Genomic DNA, 20,017 nt, shown 5'->3' with positions numbered 1-20,017 from the left:
GAAAATCATCAATGAGCTTTTTCCTTTCAGGTACCCCATGAAACTTGATACACTGATTTTTGGAGGAATACTCACCAGCATGTGCACATGATCCGGCATGAGATGGCCCTCGATAATTTCAACACCTTTATATTTGCATAAGTCCTTAAGAATTTCTCCGATACTTTCTCGAATGTTGGCAAATATTATTTTCCGCCTGTATTTTGGAGAAAAGACAATGTGATACTTGCACAACCATTTTGTGTGGGCTAAACTTTGAACTCGAGTTCCCATATAAAAACACCTTTCCCTTAAAAATTACGATGGGCTTGAACAACTCTATCGTATGGGAAAGGTGTTTTTTGTATAACAAATTATTTCCACCCGCATAGCGGGTGGATTTCTGTTTCGCTCGCAAACGCTCGCTCAACTGGCTAAAGCCCCTTACGAAAAAGGAGCGCCGAAGCGCTCCTCAGAGAAGATCAGCTTTGGAATGCTGTGCATTCCAAAGCTGAAATGTTCCGGAACAGCCGCATGGCCCGGCTGTTTAGTCTTTTTTGTCCTTCTTGAGCCAGGACATCATGCCGCGCAGATTTTTGCCCACCTGCTCGATCTGATGTTCGGACTCGTTGCGGCGGGTGGTCAGGAACATGGGGTACTTGGCTCGGGCCTCAAGGATGAAGTCGCGGGCGAATTTGCCGCTCTGGATATCCTTGAGCACGCCCTTCATTTCCTTCTTCACATTTTCATTGATCAGGCGCGGGCCGGAGACATAGTCGCCGTATTCCGCCGTGTTGCTGATGGAGTAGCGCATGCGCGAAAGGCCGCCCTCGTACATCAGGTCCACGATCAGCTTCATCTCGTGCATGCATTCGAAATAGGCCATTTCCGGCTGGTACCCGGCTTCCACCAGGGTTTCGAAACCCGCCTTGATCAGCGCGGAAACGCCGCCGCAAAGCACGGCCTGCTCGCCGAAGAGGTCGGTTTCCGTCTCTTCGCGGAAGGTGGTTTCAATGACGCCGGAGCGGGTGCCGCCGATGCCCTTGGCATAGGCCAGGGCCACCTTGAGGGCCTCGCCCGTGGCGTCCTGCTCGATAGCCACCAGACAGGGCACGCCGCCGCCCTCGGTGAAAGTGCGGCGCACCAGATGGCCGGGGCCCTTGGGCGCGATGAGGAAGACGTCCACATCCTTGGGCGGCTGGATCTGGCTGAAGTGGATGTTGAAGCCGTGGGCGAACAGCAGGGCCTTGCCCTTGGTCAGGTGGGGCTTGATGTCGTTTTCATAGACCGCCGCCTGCACTTCGTCGGGCAGCAGAATCATGATCAGATCGGCCTGCGCGGCCGCTTCGGCGGCGGACACGGGCGTGAAGCCGTGCTCCTTGGCCAGCTCGTAGTTGGCGCCGCCGGGGCGCTGGCCCACGACCACCTTGACCCCGGAATCCCGCAGGTTCTGGGCATGGGCATGGCCCTGGCTGCCGTAGCCGATGATGGCGACGGTCTTATTTTTCAAAACATTGAGATCGGCATCCTGATCATAATACACTTTCATCTGAACATCCTCTGTAATCGCTCACGGTTAAACAAAATACATCCCTGACCGCACACGCGGCGGGGAAATGGGGACAAAGGCAACGGGCCTGCGGACGAAACCGCCTCGGCCCATTCCGCCGGGGAACGGAACCGCTTACCGGCTACCCATGCTCCTTTGCGGGCGGCGCGTCAATCCACCTTCTTGGAGCGGCGCATGGCCACCGAGCCGGTGCGCGCCAGTTCCTTGATGCCGAAACGTTGCAGCAGGCTGATGATGGCCTCCAGCTTGCCGTGGTCGCCCGTGGCCTCAATGGTCATCTCATTGGTGCTGACATCCACCACCTTGCAGCGGAAGATCTCCACGGTGCGCAGGATTTCGCCGCGCATGGGGCCTTCGGCCTGAACCTTGACGAACATCATTTCCCGCTCCACGGCGGCGATGTCCGCAAAATCCATCACCTTGATAACGGACACGATTTTGTGCAGCTGTTTCATGATCTGCTCCAAAATCATACTGTCGCCATAGGTCGTGATGGTCATGTGCGAGACGCCTTCCTCAAGGGCAGGAGCCACGTTGAGCGAATCAATGTTGAAGCCGCGCCCGCTGAACAGGCCCACCACGCGGGAAAGCACGCCGGGTTCGTTTTCCACCAGCACGGAAAGCACGTGTCGTTGCATAGCCAACTCTCCATAGAGCAATTAACGCTTCAAACAGCCGCTGTACGGCGGGCAACGCCCGCCCGCGCCTGTTTGGGCGGCAAGGATTTGTCCACAAATCCTTGCGGGCATTTCATGTCGTATGAAATGCCCTACACCAGCAGCATTTCATCCAGCGCCGCGCCGGCGGGCACAATGGGATAGACGTTTTCCTCGCGCTCCACCACCACGTCGATAAAAGCGGGGTTAGGAGAGGCCAGGGCCTTTTCCAGCTCGGGCAGAAGGTCCTCGGGCTTTTCAATGCGGTAGCCCTCGGCGCCGTAGGCTTCGGCCAGCTTCACAAAGTCGGGCTGGGCCTCCATGTTGGTGGAGCTGTAGTTATGGTTGTAAAAAAGCTCCTGCCACTGGCGCACCATGCCGAGATGGCGGTTGTTCAGAATGACCACCTTGACCGGCAGCTTGTAGGCCACGGCCGTGGCCAGCTCCTGAATATTCATCTGCAGCGAGCCGTCGCCGGCCACGGCGATGACCAGCTTGTCCGGAAAAGCGAACTGCGCGCCGATGGCCGCCGGAAAACCGAAGCCCATGGTGCCCAGGCCGCCGCTGGTCAGCAAGGTGCGCGGCTTGGTGAAAGAATAGAATTGGGCGGCCCACATCTGGTGCTGCCCCACTTCCGTGGCGATGATGGCGTCCCCGCGGGTGAGATGACGCAGGGCTTCCACCACCTGCTGGGGCTTGATGTTGCCGTTTTGCTGGTAGGAAAGGGGCTTGCTTTCCTTCCACTCGGACACGGCGCGAATCCACTCGGCATGCTCGCCGGCCCAGTCCTTGTCCGCCAGCTTGGCCTCACAGATTTCCATGATGCCGGACAGAGCCTGTCGGCAATCGCCCACCACCGGCACGTCCACTTCCACGTTTTTACGGATGGAGGTGGGGTCGATGTCGATATGCACGATGCGCGCCTTGGAGGCGAAGGCCGTCAGCTTGCCGGTCACGCGGTCGTCGAAGCGCGCGCCCACGCAGACCAGCAGGTCCGCGTTGTTGATGGCCAGGTTGGCGGCGTAGGTGCCGTGCATGCCCACCATGCCCAGCGACAGCGGGTCCGTGGCCGGAAAGCCGCCCAGGCCCATAAGCGTGCAGGCCACGGGGATTTGCAGCTTGTGCGCCAGCGCGGTCAGTTCTTCGGCGGCATCGGCCATGATCACGCCGCCGCCCGCCAGGAGCACCGGCCGCCTGGCCTGGGCCAGCTCCTCCACCGTGCGCCGCAACTGGTTGAGATTGGGCTTGTAGGTGGGGTTGTAGCTGCGCATGTAGATGTCTTCCGGCCAGACGAATTCCGCCCTGGCCTGGACCACGTCCTTGGGCAGGTCCACCAGCACCGGGCCGGGGCGGCCCGAGCGGGCCAGATAAAAGGCCTGGCGGATGGTCAGGGCCAGCTTGCTCACATCCTTGACCAGGAAGTTGTGCTTGGTGCACGAGCGGGTAATGCCCACAATATCCACTTCCTGAAAGGCGTCGTTGCCGATCAGCTTGGTGGGCACCTGGCCCGTGATCACCACCAGAGGAATGGAATCGCTGTTGGCTGTGGCTATGCCCGTCACCGTGTTGGTGGCGCCCGGTCCGGAAGTCACCAGGCAGGCGCCCACCTTGCCGGAGGCGCGGGCATAGCCGTCAGCCGCGTGCACAGCTCCCTGCTCATGGCGGACCAGCACATGGCGGATCTCGGGATGTCGCGGCAGTTCGTCATAAATATCGATTACCGCGCCGCCCGGATAGCCGAACAGCACGTCCACGCCTTCACGCTTCAGGGATTCAAGGAGAATCTGCGCACCTGTGCATTCCATGACCGGCACCTCAACCGCTTATTTGCTTTCTTTTTTCAGACGATCCAGGATGTCCATCATTTTGGTCTTGCCCTCCAGCTTCTGCTTCTTGAGCTGCTTGAGGGTCTGCTCTTCGGTAGGCGTGCGGAAGGCCTTGCCTTCCAGCTTTCCCACCTGTTTTTCGTAGAGCACGTGGTCTTCCCAAAGGGATTTCAGCTCCGGATCAGTGGGCGCATACTTTTCCAGCAGGTCAATTTCATGCTGATCCATAAGAAATCTCCAGTGTTAGATGTTTCAGCACGGACAATCCGCGCAAAAAGCCCGTATCGGTGCGTTCGGCCCGGTGGCTGTTTTTAGAGCGGCTGACGCATTTCATGCGTGAACGACTCCAGGCCCCGTTGACACTATAGAATTTTTGTTCGCTCGCAAGGAAGATAAATCTGCTTTGAGGGAGTGTACTCTTTTGGTACTCGACCGAAAAAGCAGGTGAAATCTAACGCAGCGAGCGGGCAAAAGGACATAGTGTCAACACGCTCTAATGCAGGGCAAGGGCATACTGGGCCAACGAGGCGATCACAATGCGGTTGATCAGCTCGATAGCCAGCAACACCACCACCGGCGAGAAATCCAGGCCGCTCGTATAGGTGAAGGGCAGCCATTTGCGCACCCGATAAAAAACCGGCTCGGTAAGGAGCCCCAGGGTCCGCACAATGGGATTGTAAGGATCGGGCCGCACCCAGGTCAGCACGGCGGCGATGATCACAATCCAGAAATAGATGTTCAGGAGCGAACCCAGCACCAGGGCTATGGCGCTCAATGTATTGGCAAGCACAATCATGCGTTCTCCGACATACCCTTTATAGAAACGTGAATGTATCAGCGCGCTGCCAGGGCCGGGGCCAGCGCGTCGCGCAACACGGCGAAATCAGGCGCGGTGATCCGGCCCTGCAGGCCGCCGCCGTTGAAAGCCGCGAAAGTCACGCCGGCCGCCTCGGCGGCTTCCTTGTCATGGGCGCTGTCGCCCACAAAGAGGGCATCACGGGGGTTCATTCCCCAGGCCGAACAAATGCGCAATGCGCCTTCGGGCGACGGCTTGGGCGCGGCATTGCTCGCCGTCACCACAGGATCAAAATAGGAGGGCAAGGAGAAAAAGTCCAGAACCCTTTGAACGCCCTGGTCCGTGCGGTTGGTGGCGATGGCCATGCGCACGCCCTTGTCGTGCAGTTCGTCCGCGAACTCGCGGAAACCGGGCATGAGGCGCAACAGGGGCAGGATGTCGCGCTGGTAATTGATCTCGTCCCTGGTCACGCGGTCGATCTCGCCGTGCAGACGCTTCGGCAGGATGTACCGCAGGGCCTGGCCCGCCGTCGCCATGAAGGAATAGGCCTCCTGCTCCGGCGTCATGGGCGGCAGGCCGAAATAGGCCAGCACACGATTGTAGAATTCGTCATTGGCCGCGCGGGAGTTGATCATCACGCCGTCGCAATCGAAAATCACGCCGCCCAGACCGTGGGAGAAAAGCGCGCCGCTCATGCCCGCCACCAGGTCAGCCAGAGGCGTTCCTCAACCAGCGGGCCGTCCGCCCTGGCCGGGCGCGAATGCCCCAGCGCGCGCCAGAGCGGCGCGCGGGCTTCCACAATCTCCCCGGCCCGCTCCGCGGGGCAGCCCAGCAGCTCCGCCCGCCGCGGCGCGGGGCTGAACTCAAGCCGCTCCAGCAGGTCTTCGCGCATGGGGCCTTCCACGGCCAGGGCCGTGTCCTCGGGCAGAAAATACGCGGCATTGGCCGCCGCCAGCCGCCAGGGCGGCACCAGGGCCGGGTCCAGAGCGATGGGAGCGCCGAGAAAAGGCAGGCCGCGCGGGCCTTCGTCCTCTTCCACGCCCAGAGCGGCGGTCAGGCCGCCCGCGTTTGTCGCGTAGCGCCGGGCCAGTTCATCCAGTTCGGCCAGCCGTTCCTCCTGCAGCCAGAGCCAGAGCAGGGTCTTCTGGGCCTGTTCACGTTCCAGCCGCTCCCGGCGGGCGGCTTCCGCCGCATGAAGGGCCGCCCTCTTCGCGGCGTCCGGGCTGTCCGTTCCGGCAAGCCCGTCCAGGCCCTCCACCACGGCCATTTCGGCCATTTGGCGCGCGGTGCGGGCGTTGCCCGCGGCAGTCGCGCCCACAGGCAGGCCGGAAAGGGCCGCCACGTCCATCCGGCGCAGATCCGCCAGGCAGGCCACGGCCTCGCGCTCGTTGAAAGGATAGTTCGCGGGACGGTACCAGCCCTCGGCCGGAAAACCGGGATCGTCCGGCAGGCCCGGCCAGAGGCGCAGGGCCCCGGGCCAGAGCGGCGCATCGGCAGTATCAATACCGTCCGGGCCGGAAGCGCTCCGGTCCAGCCCACGGGGCAACGGCCCACGCAGAAACGGCAATCTGAGGCACAAGGTCACATTCATACTTTTTTCCTTCGAAGTTTATCAGCATAGCCGTTGCCGGGCCCGAGCGCAAGCGGGAACGCGCTCTCCGGCACGGCCCGCGAAAGCCCGCCAATGCTTGGCGGCCCGGCGCGGCGGCGCTCTCGGCATCTATTGTCAGCTGGAGGAATATCGCATATATACACGCCAGCACCGCCGCGGGCACGCGCGGCGCCAGCCAAATCACCAGCCGGGTCCCACGCCCGGCATAGAAGGAGTACAGCTATGGAACAGGGCACCATCCGCCTCAAGACCGGCCTTGCCGAAATGCTCAAGGGCGGCGTCATCATGGACGTCACCACCCCGGAACAGGCGAAAATCGCCGAGGAAGCGGGCGCCTGCGCCGTCATGGCCCTGGAGCGCGTGCCGGCCGACATCCGCGCCGCCGGCGGCGTGGCCCGCATGGCCGACCCCACTATTGTCAAAAAGATCATGGAAGTGGCCAGCATTCCGGTCATGGCCAAGGCGCGCATCGGCCACTTTGTGGAAGCCCGCATTCTGGAAGCCCTGGGCGTGGACTACATTGACGAAAGTGAAGTGCTGACTCCCGCCGACGACCGTTACCATATCGACAAGCGCGACTTTACCGTGCCCTTTGTCTGCGGCTGCCGCAACCTGGGCGAAGCCCTGCGCCGCATCGCCGAAGGCGCGGCCATGATCCGCACCAAGGGCGAGCCCGGCACCGGTAACGTGGTGGAAGCCGTGCGCCACTGCCGCCAGGTCATGGACGAAATCCGCATGCTCTGCGCCCTGCCCGACGCCGAAGTGCCCAACTTCGCCAAGGAATGCGGCGCGCCCCTGGAAATTTGCCTGATTGTGCGCAAGGAAGGCCGCCTGCCGGTGGTCAACTTCGCGGCCGGCGGCATCGCCACCCCGGCCGACGCGGCCCTGATGATGCACCTGGGCTGCGACGGCGTGTTCGTGGGCTCGGGCATCTTCAAGTCCGGCGACCCGGCCAAGCGCGCCAAGGCCATCGTGCAGGCCGTGACCAACTACAAGGATTACGCCGTGCTGGCCGAAATCTCCCGCGACCTGGGCGAACCCATGGTGGGCATCGAGATTTCCTCCATTCCGGATGCAGAGCGCATGCAGGAACGGGGCTGGTAAGATGGGCAAACCCTGCGTGGGCGTTCTGGCTCTGCAAGGGGCCTTCCGCGAGCATGCGGCCTCGGTGGCCCGCCTGGGAGCCGAGACGCGCGAAGTGCGCCAGCTCAAGGACATGGACGGCATCGACGCCATGATCATCCCCGGCGGCGAGAGCACCACCATGGGCAAGCTGCTGGTGGAATGGGGTATGCTCGACCCCTTGCGGCAGCGCATTGAAAACGGCATGCCGGTCTACGGCAGCTGCGCGGGTCTGATCCTGCTCTGCCGCGAGATCGAAAACTCCGACCAACCCCGCTTGGGCGTGCTTGACGCTGTTGTGCGCCGCAACGCCTTCGGCCGCCAGGTGGACAGCTTTGAAACCGAGCTGGACATTCCGGAGCTGGGGCAACCGCCCATTCCGGCGGTGTTCATCCGCGCCCCCGTGCTGACCGGCGTGGGCCCGCAGGCGCGTGTGCTGGCCCAGGTCAACGGCCAGGCCGTGGCCGTGCGCCAGGACAATGTGCTGGCTACCTCCTTCCATCCCGAGCTGACTCCCGATACGCGGTTGCACCGCTATTTCCTTGAAATGTGCGGAAACTGAACCGCCCTTCCCTGAACTGAAAAGCCCCCGCGCCATCGGCACGGGGGCTTTTTCATGTCCGCGCGAATTCACCTGACCGTTACCGTTCCGCCAAACAGCTCGGATAGATGTGGATCATCCATAAACCACATGCGCGACGGAGGCGGATCATGGAGCACACCCTCAAAGATGTCCAAACAAAACTGGCCGAGGAACAGCAGCGCCTGGCGCATCTGCGCGAAGCCTTTCAGGTCCAGTATTGCGCCGACGAACTGGACGCAGCCGGGCTTCTGGCCACGGCGCATCTGGCCCAAAGCCGGGCAGCCCACAGCGCGGAGCGCATTCGCGGCCTGCAAAGCCTGCTGGACTTTCTGCGCCACGGCGGTCGCCCGCTCTGCGAGGACTGCGGGGAGGAAATCCCCCTGGTTCGCCTGCTGGCCGCTCCCGGCGCCACGCGCTGCCGCGAATGCCAGCAGATGCTGGAGGACGGGGAAGGCGGTCCGGCAACGGGGCTTGCGGCTGAAACCAGCGCCATGCACGGCCTCGCAGGGACTTACTGACATCCCCGCCGGGCCTTTTTCTTTTCATTCGCGGGAGAATAGTATGACAAGCAATGCCGCCGCGCTGCCCCTGCCGGGGTGGCGCGACCCTCTGGACAAGATTCTGAAACGCCTGGCCGACGGCCTGGGGCGGCGGGCCTCGGGCCTGACCCGCCTGAAAAAAATAGCTCGCCGCGTCCCCTGTCGTCCAACGTCCCCGGCCTACGCCGCAGCCTGCCTGGAAGTCCTGGAAACACGCGTGAACTGCCCGCCGGAGCATTTGGCGCGCATCCCGCCGCACGGGCCGCTGCTGCTTTACGCCAACCACCCTTCGGGCGCACTGGAAGGCCTGATAATGGCCGCCCTGTGCGGCGACGTCCGGCCCGACCTGAAAATTCTCGCCAACGACGCTCTGTTGGCCTTGCCCCAACTTGCGCCCATGCTTCTGCCCCTGGACCTCACCGGCCGAGACAAAAACCGGCACGCGACCGTGCTGCGCCAAGCCGTGCTGCATCTGCGCCGGGGTGGAGCCCTGGGCCTGTTTCCGGCGGGACGGGTGGCTCGCTGGCGGCCGGGACGCGGGCTGACTGAAGAGCCCTGGCTGCCGCTGCTGGGACGCCTGAGCCGTTGCGCCGGGTCACACGCGCCGGACGGCTTGCGTCTTTTGCCGCTGAGCTTCAAGGTCCGCGTCAGCCCGCTGTTCCTGGCGACGGCCCACTGCAACGATGCGCTGGCCGGCGCGCTGCTGCCCCGCGTGCTTTGCGGTCAGCGTCGCAGCCGGGCCGGTATGCGTGTGGGCCTGCCGATCAGCGCCTCCGGTCTGGCCGGTCTGGACAACGCCCAGCGCAGTCAATGCCTGCGTCTTTGCCATGCAGCTCTGGCGGATGCGGGCCGTCCGGCGCGGGCCGCCCGATGCAGCCCCCTGGCTCCGGCCCAGGGCCCGGCGGCATTCATGGCCGCATTGGCCGCCCTGCCCTCCAACCGCCGACTGACGGACGACGGGCGCTACGGCGTATATCTTTTGCAGGGACACGAATCGCCGCCGCTCCTGGACGTTCTGACCCGGCGGCGCGAGGAAGCCTTCCGCGCTCTGGGCGAAGGCTGCGGCCGGGAGCGGGATCAGGACCGCTACGATGCTCAATACGAGCATCTTCTGCTGGTGGACGAGAAGAGGCAGGCTCTGGCCGGAGCTTACCGCACGCGCCTGGTGCGGCCGGAGCAGGCGCGGACCTGCACGCAAGACACGCTCTACACGACCTCGCTTTTCCGCTTCAAAGCGGAATTTTTCCGCCAGTGCGGCACTGCCTTGGAATTGGGTCGGGCCTTTGTGAGCAATGAATATCAGCGCGACTACGCGCCCCTGCTTCTGCTCTGGAAAGGCATCGGACAGCTGGTCCTGCGCTACGGCGTGCGGACGCTCTTCGGGCCGTCCAGCATAGGCCTCAACTACCGGCCCCAATCCGTGGACCTGCTCTGGCGGCATCTGCGCCTGCGCCACTGGCACGCCCCACTGGCGGACCTGGTGGAGGGACGGCGGCCCCGCGCCCTGCGTGAAGAGCTGCCCTTCGCGCGCGGCCTGGACTACGCCGCGGTGAACAACCTGGTGCGCCAGATGGAGGGCGGACGCGCCCTGCCCATTCTCTTCAAACACTATCTTCAACTCGGCGGGCGCATCGCGGCCTTTCATGAAGACCGGCGCTTCGGCACTCTGGACGCCCTGTTGGTGGTGGATCTGCTCAACGCCCCGGACAAACTGCTGCGCCGCTACGTGGGCGATGAGGGCCTGCAACGCCTGCGCGACCGCATGTGGTACGCATAAGCGGCGATTCTCCGGCAGATCGCCATGCCCCGGCGGTCTGCCGGGCCGCGCGAAAAAATCGCCTTGCCGAAAATGCGAGCCTGCCTGCGGCCGGATTGGGAGAGCCGCCCGTGCAGGATGTTTTTATTTCCCTCCGGTGGGCAAGGCCGTACCCGGGGGAGTCGCGTTCAGCATACTGTACAGGCTTAGTTGCGCATTGCCTTGTTTTTCCTCAAACGCATTCAGATATTCAAATATCTTCTTGTTATCATGCACAATGCCGTTTTTTTCGCAAACCTGATGAAATAATTGCATCAGAATTTTACTATCTGGGCTGGTAAGTACATATCGCGTGCCGTACTCCTGTATATATTTTTCTTTCATACACGGAAACAGCCGGTCCAATTGACTGTAAAAATATTCCCGGCTTCCCTCACGGAGCGTCATCCCCATACCAAAGCAAATAATGCCGTAAACCTTTGCCTCGATACAATACTCTAAAATACCTGTTATATTTTCTTCAGTGTCGTTGATGAAGGGAAGAACAGGGCAAAGCCATACAACCGTCGGGATACCAGCATTGCGTAGCCGCTTTAGCACTTCAAAGCGTTCTCGCGTCGTACTGACGTTTGGTTCAAGTTTTTTGCACAATTCCTCATCATAGGTAGTTAAGGTCATCTGAACAACGCATTTTGTTCTTTCATTTATACCTGTCAGCAGGTCTAAATCTCTCAAAACGCGATTTGATTTTGTTATCAGTGTGAATCCGAAACCATATTGATAGGCCAATGACAAGGCTTCTCTGACATTTCCGAGTTCATTTTCAAGCGGAATATAGGGGTCTGTCATGGAGCCGGTAGCCAGCATGCATTTTGAACGTTTCCGTTTAAGAGAATTTTCTAATAATTCAAGGGCATTTGACTTGACTTCAATATCTGCAAAATCATGTTCCAGATGGTAGCATTTGCTCCTTGAGTCGCAGTATATGCAGCCATGAGAGCAACCACGATACAGATTCATCCCGTTTTTTGCCGACAGAATCCCCTTGGCAGCAACAAAATGCATTGCGTATCCCCAGCTGATGAATATTCCGCAAAACAACGTGACAGCTTGTTAAAACAGACTTTTTCTATTTAGAGCATTTCAATTTTGAAATGCTCCAACACCGAACAAGGTGAGGTGCGCCGCAAAGACCGACCCGACGGGCGGCCCGCAGGGCCGTGCCTGTAGCCCAAAGAGCGTACAGGCATCGAGAGCAACGCGGCGTGGATTCCGGCGATAACCGCGTTTTTCGCCGGAATGAACCTTTTGAGGCGCATGGCGTTTCAAAGGTAATTTGCTCTAGCCGACGGTATTCAGCTCTGCCTGTCCGTGACAATTTTCGATATGTTTCAGGCCCGCTTACCGGCAATCCGCCTCCCTTTTCTTACAAGAATCAGGCGCGGTAACAACCGCGCCTGCCGACACGTCGAAGCGCCCGAATCCATATCCGGGCGCTTCGACGTGTTACTGAAAGATTCCGAGGGGGCGCAGGCGCCTAGCTGTCCTTTTCGACCATATCCTGAATATAGGGCACATAAGTGGGGTCCGTGCCCGCGATGTGGTTGATGAGCCAGTCCTTGAGGAAACTCAGCAGATCCATGCTCACCGTGGCGGTGCCGTTCTTGAGCTGGGCCTCGAACTCGTCCAGCTTTGCCACGAACTTCCGGTGGATGGCCTTGTGTTCCTTGGTGCCAGGGTACTGCGAAGGCACGAAAATCTTTTCCTCGTCGCTGAAATGCGAAGCCGTGTAGTCCCGCAATTTCTTTACAATGGCCTGAAGCTCCACGCCGGTGCGGTTGTTCTTCATGGCCCGGTACAAATCATTGATGTAGTCGCAGAGGCGGCGGTGCTGGCGGTCGATGGCCGGTACGCGCAGATCCAGCTTGGGCGTCCACTGCACGAATTTGTCCGAGGCGGCGGCCTGGGCGTAATCGCCCGTTACTAGGGCATTGACGATCATATCCAGCTCTTCCATGCCGCTCTTGAAAGAAAGCAGGGCCGCCGTGAATGTTTCCATGTTGGCCGCCGTGCGTTCGGCCACGTGGCGGATCTCTTCCAGGGCCTCGTTGGTTTGGGTGCTGCTTTCGGACTGTTCAGCCGCGCCCTGGGCGATGATTTTCAGATGTCCGGCGGTCTCTTCCATGCCGCCCACGATCTCGCGCATGAAATCCCCGGCGCGGGAGGCCCGCTCCGCGCTCTCTACGGTCAGCCGGGCGGCCTCGTCCACGGTTTCCACATTGAGGCGGGTTTCTTCCTGAATGGCGTGGACCGCCTCTTCCACTTCCTTGGTGGCGCCCATGGTCTTTTCGGCCAGCTTGCGCACCTCGTCGGCCACCACGGCAAAGCCGCGCCCGGCCTCGCCCGCGCGGGCGGCCTCAATGGCCGCGTTGAGCGCCAGAAGGTTGGTCTGGTCCGCCACTTCGTTGATGACGTTCATGACCTGGCCGATGTCACGGGCCTTTTCGCCCAGTCCGGCCATGGCCTCCTTGAGATGCAGAATGGTGCCCTTGACCGTTTCGATGGAATCCACGGCGCCGTGCACTTCCTTTTCACCGGTGACGGCCTGGCCGCGCGAGGTCTCGGCATTGTCGGAGACTTCGCGCACGCGGCTGGAGGATTCCCGCGCGGCTTCGGCCACGCGCTCCATGGCGCCGCCGGTTTCGCCCAAACGCACGCGTTGCACTTCCACGCCCTTGTCCACATCGGAAACCAGTTGCGAAAGATGCCCCACATCCGTGGACAATTTGGCGCAGACGCTGTGGGCCTTGTCCAGCACAGGAGCGCTCTGGGCCAGCTGGTCGGCCAGTTCGCGCTCATGCCCGCGCGCGGCATCCAGCTCGGCCCGCAGGGCCTCCGCTGCCTCGCCCAAGGTCCGGGCCTCGCTTGCCGCGGCTTCCCGCTCCTTGTGGCGGGCCTCGTTCATCTCCTCCAAGGCCCGATGCACGCGTTCCAGGCCGTTTCCTTGCGGCACCGGGCTTCCCGCGTCGCGCAGGCTGTCGGCAAACGCGGACAAAGCGGCCTGTTTTCGCCCGGCGGCCAGCCAGAGCCCCAGGTCCGCCGCGGCGCATGCGGCCAGAATCGCCAGCAATATCCAGAACAATGCGCCTTCCGGCCGCGCAGCGGCCAGCCCCCCCGCCAGCAGAAGAATCACGGCTTGCAGCAGAATCCCCATACGCCCACCATCCTCTCCAAGTTTACCTTGCTTATCGACTGCTTTGAAAATAGGCTTAGCCTTATTTTCCTTAAATGGCAATAATTCCCAACAATATGGAGAACGCTATGAAATTGCTGAATTGCCGGGGCATGGCCTGCCCGCAGCCGGTCATCCGCAGCCGGGAGCTTGTGGATGCCGGGACAGCGGAACTGGAAGTTCTGGTGGACAACGAACCGGCCGCGGAAAACGTGGAACGTTTTCTGCGCGGCCGGGGTTATGCCGTGGACCGGGCGAAAGAAGGCGACGGCCTCTGGCGGCTTACGGCCCGCGCCGGAGAGGGAACCGCTGTGGGAGCGAATCCCGTAAGGGCGGAAACGGCTTCCGGCCTGGGGCGCGAGGCCGGAACTCTGGTACTGATCACCACGGAAAGCCTGGGGCGGGGCGACGAGGGCCTGGGGGAAAAATTGATGACCAATTTCCTCGCCACCCTGCCGGAACTGGGATCGCGCCTCTGGCGTCTGGTCCTGCTCAACAGCGGCGTAAAGCTGGCGGCGCGGCCGGGCCCGGCCCTGGAGGCGCTGCAAAGCCTGGCCCAAAGCGGCGTTTCGGTGCTGGTCTGCGGTACCTGCCTGGCCCACTACGGCCTGCTGGAGGCCAAGGCCGTGGGCGAAACCTCCAATATGCTGGATATCGTCACCAGCCTGGACCTGGCGGACAAGATCATCCGGCCCTGAGCGCTCCTGTTGCGGCGCGGAGCGCGGGTGCGAAAAAACGGCATAGCTTACAGAGCTATGCCGTTTTGTTATTCAAGGTCAGGCGTCACCGCCGGAAACGCTACAGGGCGGCCTTGTAAATGGCGGCCACAGCCTCGTCAGTCATGATGCGCGGGTTGGTCAGGGTGCAGGCGTCCTTCTGCGCGTTGCCGGTCATGATCGGGATATCTTCCTCGCGCACGTCCTTGCCGTATTTCTTGCCCAAAGCCACGAGGCCTTCGGGAATGCCCACGTCCTTGGACAGGATGTTGATGGCGGTGATGGCTTTCTGCGAAGCGTCCGTGGAACTGAGGCCGTCGGTGCGCTCGCCCAGCAGGCGCGCCACACGCGCGAAACGGCGGCGGCTGGAGATCAGGTTGTACTGGCAGACATGGGGCAGCAGAATGGCGTTGCATTCGCCGTGCGGCAGGTCGTAGAAACCGCCCAGCTGGTGGGCCATGGCATGCACATGGCCGAGACTGGCATTGTTGAAGGCCATACCGGCCAGATACTGGGCATAACACATGCCTTCGCGGGCTTCCTTGTCTCTGCCGTTGGCCACGGCGCGGCGCAGATAGCGGTTGATGTATTCAATGGCTTTTTCCGCGCAGGCGTCGGTCATGGGCGTGGCGGCGGTGGAGACGTAGGCTTCCACGGCGTGGGTCAGCGCGTCCATGCCGGTGGAGGCGGTCAGGGCCGGGGGCATGCCCATCATCAGCAGCGGGTCGTCAATGGCGACGCTGGGGGTGCAGCGCCAGTCGACGATGCACATTTTCACCTTGCGGGAGGTATCGGTAATGATGCAGAAGCGCGTCATTTCCGAAGCCGTTCCGGCGGTGGTGTTCACGGCCACATAGGGGGGGAAGGGCTTGGTGGATTTGTCCACGCCTTCATAGTCATGGATTCTGCCGCCGTTGCCGGCCAGGAAGCCCACGCCCTTGCCGCAGTCGTGCGAGCTGCCGCCGCCCAGGGTGATCAGGCTGTCGCACTTTTCCTTTTTATACACTTCAAAGGCCGCATCCACGTTTTTATCCTGCGGATTCGGCACGGTCTGGTCGAAAACGGCGTAGGGCATCTTCGCATTGTCAAGAATATCCGTGATCTGCTTCAGAATACCGGCTTTAACGATGCCCTGGTCAGTGACGATCAGCGGTTTGGTACCGCCGATGCTTTTCAGGCGCGCGGGAATTTCCTTGGAACAGCCCTCGCCCACCAGGGTGACGTTAGGGATGAAGAAGGAGGTAATCTGCCCCATGTGCATGCTTTTGACATCGGTGCTCATCTACGACTCCTTAATGTTGCACGGCTCTCCCACACTGGGAAAACCTGTAATAATAAGAAAGATATCTTGTAAGAAGAATACCTCATGCAAAACAACGTGGCAAGGCGTCTCTTGCGAAAAAGTCGTGTTCTTTTTGGTACAAGCATGGAATGTTCAAACAAACAATAAATTGTTTCAACAAAGCTGGCGTGTTGGCGTAACAGGGAGAAAGAATTTTTTTTCACGTAAAAGCCGGAGACCGGGACAAAGCGTCCCGGTCTCCGGCCGAGTAACGTCCGCGCGCCGTTGCGGTGCCGCGCGATTCAGGCGGATGTAATCAATGGAAGCAGCCGGGCTCGCGCATCCTGCCCGGACGGCAGAGCCTGGTCAGGCTGCGCAGATACTGCTTGCGTTTGTCCAGAAAAAAGGCCAAAGGCCGCGAAAAATTGCGTCCCAACAGGCCGTCCACCAGCATCTGGCTGATCTCGCGCTCACGGGTGAGCACCAGTTGGGCGCGGGCCAGCACATTGCGGTCGGCTTCGGGCATATTGCGCACCATCAGGCGGAAGGCGTCCTGCGCGCGCGGCTGGTAAAACCAGAAATACATGAGATCCAGGGCATTGATGATGAAAGCCCTCTCCAGCTCCCGGCCTCTCGCCCCGCCGCGCCCCTCAAGGCCGCCGGGCCGGGCCAGCTTGATCAGGGCCTCTTCCTGGGGAAAGAGCAGCTCCAGCCGGGTATAGCAGGCAAAGACATTGCTCACCTTGCTCTTGTAGTCCCAGCGGCGCATGCGCAGGTTGACCTGACTGTCGGCATAGCCTTCGATCAGTGCCGCCACCGTATCCGAAGCCATCTTGGAAATCACGGCCGCGCTGGGCACCAGATAGAGTTCGGGATTTTCCACCCCGATGCCCAGCATGCCTTCATACATCAGAAAGTCGTAAAGCGAGGAAACCGGAATGGCCAGAGCGCTGCGGAACAGATTGCCGATGGCCGCTTCCTTGGGGAAGCCCCGGAACACATTATGGGCAAAGATATAAAAGCCGTTGACGATGTTCAGCACGGTGAAGACCAGGGTGGGATTGCCGTCCACGGTCACGCCCAGACCGTCCTCCAGCAGCCAGACGCGCACCATCACTTCCAGCAGCAGCACGGAAATGCCGGTATACATCAGCGAATCACACAAGCGGCTGATGCTGACCTGCTCCTTCCAGTGGATGAGCGTGCCGCGCGTGGCCCCCTTGGCCGCCAGGACCATCTGGACCACATTGCGCACGCCGGTGATGCCGAACCAGATGAAGGTGCCGAACCAGGCCAGAAACCACCAGTCCTGGGTATAGAGAAAGGAAAAAAACGCCGGAATGAAGCCCAGCAGCACCTTGAGCCAATTGCTGACCGCGCTGTTCAGATAGGCGAATCCGGGCCGGGCCGTATCGCAGGCCCCGTTTTTACCCAGCAGGTTGTTACCCGTGACCAGGTTCAGGCCGCCCAGATTGGCAACATTGCCGTTGGCGCAGACCCGGCAGTCCTCGCTGGCGGTCTTCCACTCACGGCGCCGTTCCATGCCCAGGTGGCGGCAGCCCGGCAGACGGCGCAGGCGCGCGCCCAGGCGCTGCCAGAACGTGGGGTTCTCCGGCGCGCGGAAGGTCAGGCGCTCCTCCACCGGCGAACAGATGGGAATGGGCCGCGTGTGCCGCTGTTTGCGTTTCAGTTCGGCCAGCGAGCGCCGGGGCAGGGTTTCCTTGAGCACCAGGCCCATGCCGAAGGAGCGGCGGCTGGCCGAGCTGGTGCCCAGGCGCGACTTGAGCGGGTTATGGCGGTAGTGCTCCCACAGCTTGGGCAGATTGCGCAGAATCTCCCGGAGTTTCACGGCGCGGGCGTCGTCGCCCCGCTGCTCCGTATGCCGGATCATCTGGCGCACCATCTGCTTGACGCGCGGCCCCAGACCCAGATTAAGGGCCCGCTGCAATTCGCCGATGGCCCCGATGTCGGTCATCTTGCCTTCCATCCAGCCCTTCATATTGAAGATTTCCAGATGGGTGACGGCACCCCGGCAATCCCAGAGCAGTTCGGCCACATCCTCGACGTTCAGACCGGCGGTGCCGAGCACCAGGCGGTAGCCGGGATTGAGCTCCTGAAGTTCGCGCGTCAGCTCATAGGGCGAAAGACGCAGCAGCGCGGGCATCTCCTCCGGCGGCGCGGGCCGGTTCAGGTCCGGCAGCTCCGGATGCTTGGCGGGCGAGAGCCAGTTGTCGGTAATCGCGTCCGGGCCCAGGTTTTCCAGAGTCTCCAGTTCGGCGCGGACGGCTTCGCCCTCCTGCCCGGCCAGCTTGGCGGCGCGCTCTCTGGCCGAGGGCAGCACATGCCGGTGCAGGCATTCGGCCAGATGCAGGGCGGACGGCTGGCCCCGGCCCACAAAACGCAGGAAATCCTCCACCGTGAGTTCCGGCACGGGCACGCCCCAGGCCTCGGCCAGTTGGGGACGCTGGAGCTCGTTCCAGGCGGCCAGCACCCGCAGCACACGCTCCCGCCGCCAGCGCAGCACTTCCCGCCCCTGCGCCATCATGGCGGCCACCTTGGGACTGTGCAGGAATTCCAGAAAGTCCTCATTGGAACTGAAGCCGCGCGGAATCCAGAACAGGCTGGCGAAGCGGTCGTAAAACGGCACCTGGAATTCCAGGCCGATACGCACGGCAATGCCGGTGATTTCCGCCGCACGCAGGATTTCCCTGGCCGCCTCCGGGTCCACCCAGTACTCATAGGCCACGGTGAGGGTCCGCAGGCCCTTGATCCAGGCGTCCATGATCAGGTGGGTAGGGGTTTTGCGGCCCTTGGTGTTGGCGTCGTAAACGTGGTCGTCAAAAGCGAGCTGGTTCCAGGTTTCGGGCATTTCCGGCAAATGGTAGCGGGCCAGCATGCGCCGCACCACCCGGGGCGTGCCCTGAACCACGCGGCGGAAATCATGCGCCAGCTTGAGCTGGGCCAGCCGCTGGCCGTGAGCGCGCACCATGCTTTTCATGATCTGCATGAGCACGCGGGCCGTATTGCGGCGCAGGGCCGAATGCGCGCTGTTGAGCACCTCGTCATAGAGGGTCTGCAAGGCCAGCAGACGATCCCTGGCCTGGGTGCCCCCGGCCTCCAGGTTGCGCAGCAGGTTGATGACCGCGTAGGCCATGCGCGACACCGGCGTGGCGACCATTTCCTTGATGCCGTGCGGATGCAGATTGGGATCAAACAGGCAATCCTCGGAAGCTCCGCAATGAGATTCCAGAATCCGGTTGACCAGAGCCAGGATATCCCTGTCCTGTTTGTCGAAATATATGTCGCTCCATCGTTCCGCCACGCGTTGCTCCCTTCAGGCTGGTGTCGCTTGACGCGACACATGTCGCAAACCCGCAAGGGGTTGCGCGCCGCCGCAGGCGGCGTAAGCACAGCAAAAACCACGTTTTTTGCTGTGTTATCTTCACGCTGAACCGACAGGTGAGGCGTGATATCTCACCAGGGGGCTGTTTCTAAATTGTCCTTTCACCCTCTGCCTGGGTCAGGCTCGCCCCGTGCGAATGTCGAATATGTTGAATATACTCCCTCCGCCCAGGACTCGCCTTGCCTTAGTCGTTGCGACGAAGGAGCTTTAGCCGTAGGCGAACCTTGTGAGCCGTACGGATCAAGCAAGCCGCCGGCGCGCCAACGGCCAGCGCCCTTGGCAGAGAATGAAAATCCTAATTTAGAAACAGCCCCCAGGGCATTTCCACTGAAATGCTCGTTTACGGCGGGCAAAGCCCGCCTGCCCGCATTTCGCGGCAAGGATTTGTCTGCAAACTCTTGCAGAGCGGTTGACGCATTTCATGCGTGAACCGCTCCAGGTCAATGCTGTGACCCCACATCCGCAACGCTGACGCTCGGCGGGCCCGCCCCGGCCGGAGACGCGGAAGCGGCACTCCACTGTTGCACGGCACCGCTCCAACCCCTCTCGGCCATGTAAGATCTTCCCCCGCGCGGGTCATTTTTCTGGGAGTTACCCCGCGCGCGGCCCGGCGTCAAATCCCCCGGCGTCCTCTCCCGGAAATCCGGATATCGCCGTTTCTCCGAACGTCGCCGCCGCCGCGGCTCCGGACGGATTTTCCGTGGAGGCAGCGGCGGCGGTTGTCGAAAGCAGTGTGAAAAGCTCCAGGGAAGCGCTGAGCAATACGTTTTTTGTCGTTGCCGAGGGCGCCGACCGATGCCGCGCCTATGGCTGACGCCCCTTCGTGAACCGCCCCAGAGCAGATTACGTTTGAAGCGCGACCCGTTTCAAAGGGGTCATTCCGGTAAAAAACGCGGTTCTCGCTGCTGTCGATCCCCGTATGGCTCCGTTGTCGCCAACGGGGAC

17 protein-coding genes are annotated in these 20,017 nt (G+C 61.6%); 5 read left to right on the top strand and 12 right to left on the bottom strand.

The features are described from left to right. The 8 genes from tnpA to HMPREF1022_RS13670 all read right to left on the bottom strand — a co-directional run. Positions 1 to 273: IS200/IS605 family transposase (gene tnpA / locus HMPREF1022_RS17610; RefSeq protein ID WP_156803012.1), on the bottom strand; the 273-nt coding region annotated here is incomplete at its 3' end. Between the two features lie 253 nt (positions 274 to 526). Continuing rightward, positions 527 to 1,528 carry a ketol-acid reductoisomerase gene (gene ilvC, locus HMPREF1022_RS13700; protein ID WP_008685311.1) on the bottom strand — a complete coding sequence of 334 codons (1,002 nt, stop codon included), beginning with the start codon at positions 1,526 to 1,528 and terminating at the stop codon, positions 527 to 529. Between the two features lie 170 nt (positions 1,529 to 1,698). After that, complete coding sequence (gene ilvN, locus HMPREF1022_RS13695; RefSeq protein WP_008685309.1) at positions 1,699 to 2,187, bottom strand: acetolactate synthase small subunit; 489 nt, start codon at positions 2,185 to 2,187, stop codon at positions 1,699 to 1,701. A gap of 131 nt (positions 2,188 to 2,318) precedes the next feature. Further along, on the bottom strand, positions 2,319 to 4,010 hold the full coding sequence (gene ilvB, locus HMPREF1022_RS13690) for a biosynthetic-type acetolactate synthase large subunit (RefSeq protein ID WP_008685307.1): 1,692 nt from the start codon (positions 4,008 to 4,010) through the stop codon (positions 2,319 to 2,321). 18 nt (positions 4,011 to 4,028) lie between these two features. Beyond that, a complete protein-coding gene (locus HMPREF1022_RS13685) occupies positions 4,029 to 4,259 on the bottom strand; it encodes a DUF465 domain-containing protein (RefSeq protein ID WP_008685306.1) in 231 nt (76 codons plus the stop codon). Positions 4,260 to 4,524: 265 nt separating this feature from the next. Next, entirely contained in the window at positions 4,525 to 4,827 is a 303-nt protein-coding gene (locus tag HMPREF1022_RS13680) for a YggT family protein (protein ID WP_008685305.1), read from the bottom strand. 38 nt (positions 4,828 to 4,865) lie between these two features. Beyond that, positions 4,866 to 5,522 carry an HAD family hydrolase gene (locus tag HMPREF1022_RS13675; protein ID WP_009303551.1) on the bottom strand — a complete coding sequence of 219 codons (657 nt, stop codon included), beginning with the start codon at positions 5,520 to 5,522 and terminating at the stop codon, positions 4,866 to 4,868. Next, on the bottom strand, positions 5,519 to 6,418 hold the full coding sequence (locus tag HMPREF1022_RS13670) for a hypothetical protein (protein ID WP_009303550.1): 900 nt from the start codon (positions 6,416 to 6,418) through the stop codon (positions 5,519 to 5,521). The genes HMPREF1022_RS13675 and HMPREF1022_RS13670 overlap by 4 nt, the downstream gene beginning before the upstream one ends. Before the next feature lie 243 nt (positions 6,419 to 6,661). Here HMPREF1022_RS13670 and pdxS point away from each other — a divergent pair, with 243 nt between their 5' ends. The 4 genes from pdxS to HMPREF1022_RS13650 all read left to right on the top strand — a co-directional run bounded on the left by pdxS (position 6,662) and on the right by HMPREF1022_RS13650 (position 10,460). Next, a complete protein-coding gene (gene pdxS, locus HMPREF1022_RS13665; RefSeq protein WP_008685302.1) occupies positions 6,662 to 7,543 on the top strand; it encodes a pyridoxal 5'-phosphate synthase lyase subunit PdxS in 882 nt (293 codons plus the stop codon). A gap of 1 nt (position 7,544) precedes the next feature. Beyond that, positions 7,545 to 8,123: a pyridoxal 5'-phosphate synthase glutaminase subunit PdxT gene (pdxT, locus tag HMPREF1022_RS13660; RefSeq protein WP_008685301.1), complete on the top strand. Its 579-nt coding sequence runs from the start codon at positions 7,545 to 7,547 to the stop codon at positions 8,121 to 8,123. Positions 8,124 to 8,272: 149 nt separating this feature from the next. Next, on the top strand, positions 8,273 to 8,662 hold the full coding sequence (locus HMPREF1022_RS13655; RefSeq protein WP_008685300.1) for a TraR/DksA C4-type zinc finger protein: 390 nt from the start codon (positions 8,273 to 8,275) through the stop codon (positions 8,660 to 8,662). A gap of 43 nt (positions 8,663 to 8,705) precedes the next feature. After that, positions 8,706 to 10,460 carry a lysophospholipid acyltransferase family protein gene (locus HMPREF1022_RS13650; protein ID WP_009303549.1) on the top strand — a complete coding sequence of 585 codons (1,755 nt, stop codon included), beginning with the start codon at positions 8,706 to 8,708 and terminating at the stop codon, positions 10,458 to 10,460. A 123-nt stretch (positions 10,461 to 10,583) separates the two neighbouring features. On the opposite strand, the gene HMPREF1022_RS13645 is transcribed toward HMPREF1022_RS13650, so the two are convergent. Beyond that, entirely contained in the window at positions 10,584 to 11,504 is a 921-nt protein-coding gene (locus HMPREF1022_RS13645) for an SPL family radical SAM protein (RefSeq protein WP_009303548.1), read from the bottom strand. A 472-nt stretch (positions 11,505 to 11,976) separates the two neighbouring features. Continuing rightward, positions 11,977 to 13,653: a bacteriohemerythrin gene (locus tag HMPREF1022_RS13640; protein WP_009303547.1), complete on the bottom strand. Its 1,677-nt coding sequence runs from the start codon at positions 13,651 to 13,653 to the stop codon at positions 11,977 to 11,979. Between the two features lie 107 nt (positions 13,654 to 13,760). On the opposite strand from HMPREF1022_RS13640, the gene yedF reads away from it, so the two are divergent. Next, a complete protein-coding gene (gene yedF, locus HMPREF1022_RS13635; RefSeq protein ID WP_009303546.1) occupies positions 13,761 to 14,369 on the top strand; it encodes a sulfurtransferase-like selenium metabolism protein YedF in 609 nt (202 codons plus the stop codon). A gap of 100 nt (positions 14,370 to 14,469) precedes the next feature. Here yedF and HMPREF1022_RS13630 read toward each other — a convergent pair whose 3' ends face one another. Continuing rightward, positions 14,470 to 15,669 (bottom strand): iron-containing alcohol dehydrogenase, encoded by a 1,200-nt coding sequence (locus tag HMPREF1022_RS13630; protein WP_008685294.1) that lies wholly within the window; start codon positions 15,667 to 15,669, stop codon positions 14,470 to 14,472. A 316-nt stretch (positions 15,670 to 15,985) separates the two neighbouring features. Next, entirely contained in the window at positions 15,986 to 18,991 is a 3,006-nt protein-coding gene (locus tag HMPREF1022_RS13625; protein ID WP_009303545.1) for a hypothetical protein, read from the bottom strand. Positions 18,992 to 20,017: the final 1,026 nt, after the last annotated feature.

The sequence above is a fragment of the Desulfovibrio sp. 6_1_46AFAA genome (assembly GCF_000224635.1).
GTDB lineage: Bacteria > Desulfobacterota > Desulfovibrionia > Desulfovibrionales > Desulfovibrionaceae > Desulfovibrio > Desulfovibrio fairfieldensis.
The sequence above is the reverse complement of the archived record's forward strand: the minus strand, read 5'-3'. Positions and strand labels throughout refer to the sequence as shown.